6 protein-coding genes are annotated in these 9,740 nt (G+C 31.1%); 2 read left to right on the top strand and 4 right to left on the bottom strand.

Annotated features, from left to right (window positions below; genetic code table 11):
- Positions 1 to 763 precede the first annotated feature (763 nt).
- Positions 764 to 3,886 carry a SusC/RagA family TonB-linked outer membrane protein gene (locus tag V5787_RS08610; RefSeq protein WP_336892838.1) on the top strand — a complete coding sequence of 1,041 codons (3,123 nt, stop codon included), beginning with the start codon at positions 764 to 766 and terminating at the stop codon, positions 3,884 to 3,886.
- Between the two features lie 14 nt (positions 3,887 to 3,900).
- Positions 3,901 to 5,580 (top strand): SusD/RagB family nutrient-binding outer membrane lipoprotein, encoded by a 1,680-nt coding sequence (locus V5787_RS08605; RefSeq protein WP_336892837.1) that lies wholly within the window; start codon positions 3,901 to 3,903, stop codon positions 5,578 to 5,580.
- A gap of 827 nt (positions 5,581 to 6,407) precedes the next feature.
- Here the strand turns inward: V5787_RS08605 and V5787_RS08600 are convergent.
- The 4 genes from V5787_RS08600 to V5787_RS08585 all read right to left on the bottom strand — a co-directional run bounded on the left by V5787_RS08600 (position 6,408) and on the right by V5787_RS08585 (position 9,581).
- On the bottom strand, positions 6,408 to 7,199 hold the full coding sequence (locus V5787_RS08600; RefSeq protein ID WP_336892836.1) for a carboxypeptidase-like regulatory domain-containing protein: 792 nt from the start codon (positions 7,197 to 7,199) through the stop codon (positions 6,408 to 6,410).
- 243 nt (positions 7,200 to 7,442) lie between these two features.
- Positions 7,443 to 8,021 carry a hypothetical protein gene (locus V5787_RS08595; RefSeq protein WP_336892835.1) on the bottom strand — a complete coding sequence of 193 codons (579 nt, stop codon included), beginning with the start codon at positions 8,019 to 8,021 and terminating at the stop codon, positions 7,443 to 7,445.
- Positions 8,022 to 8,251: 230 nt separating this feature from the next.
- Entirely contained in the window at positions 8,252 to 8,719 is a 468-nt protein-coding gene (locus tag V5787_RS08590; protein WP_336892834.1) for a hypothetical protein, read from the bottom strand.
- Positions 8,720 to 8,945: 226 nt separating this feature from the next.
- Positions 8,946 to 9,581: a hypothetical protein gene (locus tag V5787_RS08585; protein ID WP_336892833.1), complete on the bottom strand. Its 636-nt coding sequence runs from the start codon at positions 9,579 to 9,581 to the stop codon at positions 8,946 to 8,948.
- Between the last annotated feature and the right edge of the window lie 159 nt (positions 9,582 to 9,740).

The raw sequence follows: 9,740 nt of genomic DNA, 5'->3' as shown, positions 1-9,740 counted from the left end.
AAACAAACGAAGGCAATTTAAAACACTTTTTTAAAATTTTCATAACAGGTGAATTGTTTTTTAATGAAGTAAATATAATATTCTTTACATAATTTTACCCTTAAAATAAATGCATTTATTGGATTGCTATACTTATAATTTTAGAATTCTCCTTCTTATACCTACATTGAACTCATAAAACAGAATATATCATGGGAAAAATAATTACATTTGGCGAAGTTTTAACACCCCTTTGATTTTTAAATGACGTAATAACAATTTGGAATATTTTTTATTCAGATAAGCAATAAAAACAGAAGCATAGCCCCGTTACGGTTTTGTTTTTGTGTGAAATATGAATGAAAAAGAAACGAATTTAATGCGTCATTTAAATGTTAAAATGGTATTAGGTGTATAATTTTAATATGTTTTAGTGAGATTTTCGCATCCATTTAAATGAGTCAAAAACAAATATCTTTAATCGATATGTCGTTTTCACAAAGGAAAACATAGAGTAAGTGCATATATATTACCATAACTAACAGTTGAAAGGAGGAGTAATCCACTATGTAAAATACAAATAAAACAAACACTAAGCATGATTTACACAACTAAAATAAATGTTTTTTTTCGGGCTACAGGTTAATTTAATGTTAATATTGCTAATCGAAAGGCTAATGTTGTTTGTCGATATAGTGACACCTTACGTCGTATATATTATTATTTTACTCTATACTTAATATACTTTAGCATTACACTAAACACAAATTTAAAATAACTACGAATGAAAAACAATTTGTTTAAAAAAATGTTAATTGTAGCAATTATGCTCACAGGGAGTGTCATATTTGCGCAAACAGTTTCTGGTACGGTCTCGGATGAAACCGGTCCACTTCCAGGAGCAAGTGTTGTAGTCAAAGGGGCTATGAATGGGACGAATACCGATTTTGACGGAAATTTCACGTTAGACAATGTGCCATCAGATGCGATTTTGATCGTAAGTTTTATCGGCTTTGATTCTCAGGAAATTTCAATTACAGGTCAAAGTGTGATTAATATTACACTAACTGCTGGAGCCGAATCGTTGGATGAGGTTATTATAACTTCGTTAGGTCTTAGCAGAGATAAGAAATCAATAGGCTATTCTGCAACTCAAATTGATGGCGCAGAAATTTCATTGGTTAAAGAGGCAAATGTTGCCAGCGGTTTGGTTGGTAAGGTTGCAGGTGTTGTGGTTACTAAATCAACTTCTGGTCCAGGTGGCGGTACACGTATTGTAATAAGAGGAAACAACTCTATAAATGGAAATAATCAGCCATTATACGTTGTTGATGGTATTCCTATTGATAATTCAGGGATTAGTAGTAATGGAGTTGGACAACAAAGTATATCTGATTTTGGAACAGGTATTTCGGATATTAATCCAGACGACATTGAGTCTATGACCATATTAAAAGGACCTAATGCAGCGGCATTATATGGATCTAGAGCTTCTAATGGTGTAATTATTATTACAACTAAAAAAGGAGTACTGAGTAAAGGACTAGGTGTATCATTTAATTCTAGTGTTACTTTTGACAATCCTCTTGTAATACCAGAATACCAAAATCAATATGGTCGTGGTCAAGATGGAAAATTTTCTGATATAAGTACTGATGATGATTTATCTGTTCAAGTAAACACTGTAACAGGAAATAGTTCTTGGGGACCAAAATTTGACGGATCTTCTCAATTAGAGTTTAATGGAAAACAAAGAGCTTATTCTGCTCAACCTGATAATGTTGAAGATTTCTTTGAAACAGGTGTTACAGTAGTCAATACATTGTCAATTAATGGATCAGGGGAAAAATCGTCTGTGTATTTTTCTTATACAAATTCAGATATTACTTCAATTTTGCCAAATTCTAGTTTAAAAAGAAATAACTTTAATTTACGAGGATTTTCAAAATTGTCTGATAAATTGACTTTTGATTCTAAAATCACTTATTTTCTTCAAGACGCAAAAAACAGACCTACTCAAGGGACTGAGGGTTTAGCTGCCTATTTATGGACCTTACCTAGAAATGTTTCTATTTCAGATATGAAAAACTATCAAGATATAGACAATCCAATAGACCCAGATAATCCATATGCTGTAATATCGCCTTCAGGTACAGGTAATCCTTATTGGATGTTGTACGAAGATTCTAATGAGGATAAACGACGTAGAGTTACAGGTTTTGCAAAACTAGATTATCAAATAACAGATTATTTGTCTGTTTTTGCAAGAGTAGGTACTGATGTTGTAAATCATAATACGGAGAGTGTTGCAGCTACAGGCCATCATTTTTACCCAGAGGGATGGATAAGATTTGAAAAAAATGAAATTACAGAAACTAATTATGATTTCTTATTTCAATATAATAAAGACATAAATAAGAAGTTTAATTTGTCTGCTAATTTTGGTGGTAATGCAAGGATTAGTTCAAGGATAAATTCAACTGTAAGAGGATTAGATTTTCAAATTCCAGGTAAATGGTTTTTGTCAAATACTGATGGCACACAAATTTCAGCTACTCAAACTGATTTAGTTAAGAAGAAAGTTAACTCTTTGTATGGTCAAGCATCTTTGGCATATAGCAATATGGTTTACCTTGATTTGACTGCTAGAAATGACTGGTCTTCTGCTTTAGCTGCAGATAACAGATCTTATTTTTATAGTTCGGCAAGTTTGAGTGTTTTATTGAATAAAATATTCCAATGGGAAGACACAAAAATAGACATGTTGAAATTTAGAGCTTCTGGTGCAAATGTTGGTAATGACACTGGTGCTCAACAGATAGATAATATGTTTAATATTGCAAGTACAGGATATTTAGGCAATACTGTAGTGAGTAGATCTACTGTTAAATATAGTGATGATATAAAACCAGAAGATATTACGTCTGCAGAAGTCGGTTTTGAATTAAAAATGTTTAGAAATAGGTTATTTGCTGATTTTTCGTACTATACAATAACTTCAAAAGATTTGATTTTTGATGTTCCAGTTGATGCAGCAACGGGTTATAGTCACTTTCGAGAAAATGTTGGGGAAATCTCTAATAAGGGTTTTGAACTTTTAATTGGAGGTGTACCTGTACAGAATGATAATTTCTATTGGGAGACTTCATTTAATATTGCTCATAATAAAAATGAACTAGTTAGTTTAATAGATGGACAAGATAATTTTACTTTTAGTACAAGTAATAGTGGCGTTGTTGATGTAAGAGCAGAAGTTGATGGAGGATATGGAGATATTTACACAAAAACATGGATGAAAAACGATGTAGGCCAGTTAATATTAACTGCAGAAGGAAGACCACAAGCGACTGCTGAAAGAGTAAAATCTGGTAACTACCAACCTGATTTTACTGGAGGTTTTTCGAACACTTTTTCTTATAAAAACTTTAGTTTAAGAGCTTTAATAGATTTTAGAATTGGAGGCGAAATTTATTCTGGTACCGATTCTGGACTAGACGCTAGTGGTGTGTCTGAACGATCTCTTCTACATAGAGAAGGAGGTATAACCGTTGATGGAGTTATAGATGATGGAAACGGTGGATATACACAAAATACAATTAATATTTCTGGTCAAGAGTACTGGCAATCTGTTTCAGGTATAGGCTCAGAGTATGTTTACGACCAAACTAATGTTAGGCTAAGAGAAGTAAGTTTAACTTACCGTTTCCCAAGTAAGCATCTTGAAAATACATTTGTTCAATCAGCATCATTAAGTGCCGTAGGAAGAAATTTATTCTTTATTTATAAAGAAGTTGATAATTTTGATCCAGAATCTAGTTACTCTACAAACAACTTTAGTCAAGGAGTGCTTTATTATGCGCTACCTACTACTACAAGTGTTGGTTTAAGTCTAAATGTTAAATTTTAAAAAATATAATAATTATGAAATATTTTAAATTAATTATTTTTCCACTTCTTTGTGTTGTCTCAATGTCTTGTACAGGTGATTTTGATGATATCAACGAAAATAAATCTGCGTTTACAGCAGATGAAGTAAGTGCAAAATTTTTTTTAACAAGTTCACAGGTAAGTTTATATGCTCCTGGTCGGACCGCATATTGGAGAGCTCATTTAATCCATTCAGATAGATTTGCAGGTCATGCTACATTTGGTCACAATGCTTCTTGGTGGGGAGATAATATATGTTATGATTATAATTCTAGTTTTAGTGATGCTACTTATAATTGGTTATCTGGTAGGTATGGTAACATTAAAGCATTTGGAGATTACACTACGGTAGGTGGTGAATTTGAAAATGAATATATGTATGCCATCTCAATTATCATGAAAAGTTTATTTTTTCAAATGTATACTGATGTTTATGGTATGGTTCCATTTTCGGAAGCTGGAGTTGATGGAATTTTAACGCCTAAATACGATTCTCAAATGGATGTATATAAGGGTATTATCGCTGACCTCGATGCAGCAATGGCTACTATTGGAGATACCGAGAAAACTGGTTTAGGAGTTGATGATGTCGGAGAAAATGATATTTACTGTGGTGGAGATTTGCAGCAATGGAAAAGACTAGCAAACACGCTTAAATTGAGAATTGGTATGCGTGCTTTAGGTGCAGTTGGTGAAAATTTTGCTACGGCAACTATTAATTCTGCTTTATCTGCACCATTATTAGATGATTCTAATGGAAGTGTTACGATGATTAAAGATTTGGTAATTAGTGAATGGCAGTCTGCATCATATGGTGATATATGGCATGACTTCGGAACAACTGGATCTGCAAATTGGACTATTGGAGCAACCCTAATAAATTATTTACAAAATAATGATGATCCACGATTATCAGTTTATGCAACTCCAGCTGTTGGAGGTACTTTTGTCTATACACATGATGATTCTGATAGCGAATATCAACAACGATTAAGTTTTATAATTACCTCATTAGAAGATGCTAGTGCTAGTTATACTTCTGTTGTAACCGATACAACAACTGTAATCACGGTTGATCCTGGACAGTATATTGGACAGCCAACAAGAATTAATCAATATACTCAAACATTTGTAAAATATAATATGTTTAGTACGCCTGGTGAGCGAATTACTCAAGAAAGAGGAACTCAAGTTGACTCGTATCCGGAAATTATTTTGACGAGTGCAGAGTCGTATTATTTACAAGCAGAGGCAGTGTTGAGAGGTATATCTAATGGAGATGCTCAGGCATTATTTCAAACTGGAATTCGTGAAGCAATGAATCTTTGGGAAATCTCTAATGCTGAAACTAATATATACATTGCAAATCAAGAATTAGCAGATATTTCTGATGGTACGCTTGACGAAAAATTAGAAAAAATTGCCATTCAGAGATGGATTGCGGGTTATACAGATGGATTTGAAGCATGGGCTGTAGTTCGTGATACTGGGTATCCTTCTGAATTAGCTGCTGGAGTATCTAATTACGTCATTTTTGCTCCAGGAAACCTAGATGGTGATTATCCGCAAAGGTTACGTTATGGCTCTAAAGCACAGGCTAATCCGAATTATTCTGACGCAATTTCTCAACAGGGAGCAGATATGCAAGGAACTAAATTATGGTACGCTAAATAATATTTATAATTTATTTTTTATTAAAGGGTTGGAAACATAAAGTTTTCAACCCTTTTTTTTATACATTTTAGACTCATAACGATTTAGTTTTTCCGAAAATTAAATATTATTATTCAAGGTTTTTCTATAGGTTAAATATATCTATGCAACTTATTTCATAGGGCTTCTCCATCTAAGTCTCGTTTATTTTTATTTCTTTCAACATCAGGGGTGATGGTAATATATTACCTTGTCTAAGATTGACATTCTATGGATTCTTCTATCGCATCTAATAAACACTCGTCAATATACTTTGAAAATTATTTATGCAATAGAAATGTATCCCTCTGAGCCAGTTCTTAAAGTTTCAGATCTATATTGTAATATTTTAAAATTCCATTCCTAACATCTAGGAAATTTATTTGATCCATACTTCTCCAATATATTACTTCTGTTTCGCACTCTTGTTCATGTTATATTTACTTAAACCCACAACTTTAACCCTTTTTTATTAAAGGATATTTCTCGTTGCTTGTCTTATACCCTTTTAACATTTAAATGACATTAGTCAATTGTTCTTTTTGACAAAACAACCAAGACGTTTCCTGGCTTGAACCAAAATGTTCTACTGTCTATATACTGCAAGTTCCATTCTTAATAGTAACTATCTACAGTATCTCGAAAGTATTTCGATCTCAACTTAAATTTATGAAACAGGCAAAGTAGGTAGTTGTATATTCATCATAACCACATTTACCTCACCTATGATAGGCCTGGTTACTTCTTTTTCACGAAACAACACGATGTATCAAAACTATTAAAATTAGGTAAGTAACCCTTGAAAATAATTATTCTTCGGTTTTTAAAGATCCTTCTTTTAGAGCTTTGTAATTTTCATGACAGTCTAAAATAGCCTCTACTACTTGTAGATCACTAGCAGAACGAATAAAATACTCAGAATAGTTACAGTCGTCCAATAGTTCTTCAAGTTGTTTTTCATTCATATCTAAATACTCTAACATCACCTCTCGGTCAAATTTATCCCCTAAAATTTCTCTTAGTTCATCCTCTTCTTTTAATTTTTTTAACTTTATAAGAGCCTTTGGCTTTTTACCAAACATGTTGTACATAAAGTCGACAGGGTGAAAAATAGCAGCACCAACAGACGTATAGCTTTTGGGTGTCGTTTTTCCTGTTTCATAAGTTTGAGAAAGTCCATCTATATGGATTCGGGTGTATATGTCTTTAGGAACTTGTTTTATATCAATTTCTAGGACACCTATTAAATTATGTGTTTTTACAGTTACTTCACTAATTTCATTAGCTTTTTCGTATAAGCTAATAGATAACTCATTTCCTCTCAATAAATCATTTGTTATTTTTAGTTTGATGGATTGATACCCAATATAGGAAATGATTATAGTATCGTTTACAGATGAAGGAATACTAAACTGACCTTCAATATCCGTAGTGGTACCGCGAACAGAATTTAAATTTAAAATATGTGAACCACTAAGTGGTTTTTTGGTTTTACCATCTAAAATTATTCCTTTTAAATCTACAGGTTTTTGAATTTCCTGTGAGAAAGAAACGAAATTAATAGAAATAGCGAAAAGAAAGGTTAAAACAAATTTTTGCATGGTACAAGTATACTAATAATAGAGGAAAATGTCGTGATTAATTTCTAAAAATATGGTTTTGTGCACACAACAGGACTATGGTGGTTTATGTTAATTTTTTTGTATTTAGTTATTTATGTTGTTTGTTCTTGTTTAGTGTGTAGCTTATTGTGTAAACTCTGTTTTGTTTCTACATTTTTAAAGCCGAATTAAAAGATTTGGCGGACTTTGTAAACAAGTACAAATCTTTTGGTTTAGCACTTACTAGCTATTTTTTATATACGTTATATTATGCACTTTTTTATTATATAATTGTGATATGTTATTATGCAACTCTTGAGTCTTATCGGAATCGTTAACACTAAGATAATTCCATTTTAACCTTTCACTTTCATTAATAAATTTTTTCATATAGTCAACAGTTTTCTTTCGTTCATATATTTCGATTTCGGTTGAATCCATTCCTTTATAAGGATTAGTAAGAAGTCTATTAAAATCTGGTTGGTCAATCGAATCTTCGTCCATAAATAATCTCGTTGATATTTTTGATATTAGAACTTTATCTTTTTTTATCTCAATACTAAATTGTCTAGGTTTTTTGGGTTCCTTGTCATAATTAAAGTCAGGCTTAATTGTACAAATGTTATTAAATTTTTTTACTTTAATCTCTAAAGGATTATCTAATAAAAAATCATATTCATTTTTCTTAAAAATATCTTTAAATATTGAAATTGCTTGAGCTATTGAATTCTGTTTATTCAAGCTCATTTTGTCTAAATATTCAATTTCAAGATATTCTACCTCTTTATTTAATACAGATAATTTTTGCTCATTATTCATCATATTCTTGAATTCAAGATTTATTTTTTGAATTGTGTAACCGGGTAGCGACCATAGTCGGACTGCGAAATAAGCCAAAACCTTTTGTTTGTTATTATATTTTTAAACTTTTAATACCAAATCAAACTGATTTGGCGGCACCATAAATATACGCAAACGCTGTAATTTAAGACCATTTCTCTGCATTTATTATAGTAAGTGTTGTGTGTTCGTTTTTGTATTCAGTTTTATTTTCAATCACAGTCATTTCTTTCATTCATTATTGTTCTTTCGTTTAGGTACTTTTGAATGAATTCCTTTGATTTTCCTTCACGATTGTATGATGTACTCCCAATTAGAAAATGATACTTTTTTGAATTCCTTTCTATATAGATAGTATCAGAACAATTGTTTTTAATTACCCGGTCATTTTCTTTTAAAAAATCATATAGAAAAGCAGGTTTGTAATCATAATTCCGACTGTTTTCGAATCTATATCTATTATCTCTATTTGTTAGTAACAAATAAGTGCTTCCTTTTTCTTCGTATATATCTACGATCATTTCGTCAAAATCTGTACTCAAATATACTTCTACGTAATCTCCTTTTTTAATAACCGTGTAAATCCCGAATCCAATTAAAAAGAGGAAGATAAAAATCACAGGTAGATATTCTTTCAGAGTGTACTTCTTTCCATGGTGTTTTTCAATTCTATTAATCAATTTTAATATTTATTATGAGTTTCTTAAATGACACACAACGGTTTGTATATGCTTAGTGCTGATTAAAAATACAATAATTTTCGGTTTAGCACTTAGCAAAATTTTTAATTTTTTTCTTTTCTTATATTAACGCCAAATTGAAAATTTTGCGGACTTCATAAATATACCTAAACTCGGGTTAAACACTGACTTTAAGCATTAAGTATATACACTGTTGGCAATAGTTTTATTGTCTCCAAAGATATTTTAAAATCCAAATAAAAGAATTTCCTTTCAAGTCTTTTACAATTTTTTTCTGGTCCTTATTTAATTCTTCTGCAGTTTCTATTTTTAGGTTTAAATCAGATAATACTTCTTCACTCATTTTTTTATAAAAAGGACAAGTCAGCAAATGATTATAAAGTTCGTCATTTTCTATTTTTTTCTCTTTTAAATGTGCAATCACTTTTTCTTTAAATGAAGCCATTTTGTCAATAGGCATATTTGTTTTCAGAAAATCAATTGTATATGTAATTTCAATTAAATCACTATGAGTTTTTGCTTTAAAAGAAGTTTGAAGAAGTAATTCAGGATTAATACTTTTAAGAATATCAGAATTGAACATCGGCATATAATCTAATGTCTTATTGTCTTTCTCTTTTTCGGTTTTTTTTGTCGAAAAATTTCCGACAAATTCAATTCCTTGATTAATATCTTTAATATACTTTTCGCATTTTGGAATTGAAATTGCTTGAAAACAATTAATTATGATTTTTCTTATTCGATTTAGTTTAAAAGCAGTCGTAATTCGGCCATATGTTCCAGAAAGGAAAACACCAATCAGTGACCCAATAAAACCTGCTATTAAAGCGTTCTTGTCCATTTCGTGTAAATTATTGCCAACGTGATCGTATAAGATTAGTGTGGGATTAGATAATCGCTAGATTATCGGACTGTTGCACGTAGCTTATACTTATTTTATGTTTTTATCTTAATCGGACTAAAAATACTCAAATAAGTTTAAGCGGACAATGCAAACACA

The sequence above is a fragment of the Flavicella sp. genome (genome assembly GCF_037132785.1).
In the GTDB taxonomy this organism is placed as follows: Bacteria; Bacteroidota; Bacteroidia; order Flavobacteriales; family Flavobacteriaceae; genus Flavicella.
This window is presented reverse-complemented; position numbering and strand designations above follow the sequence as displayed.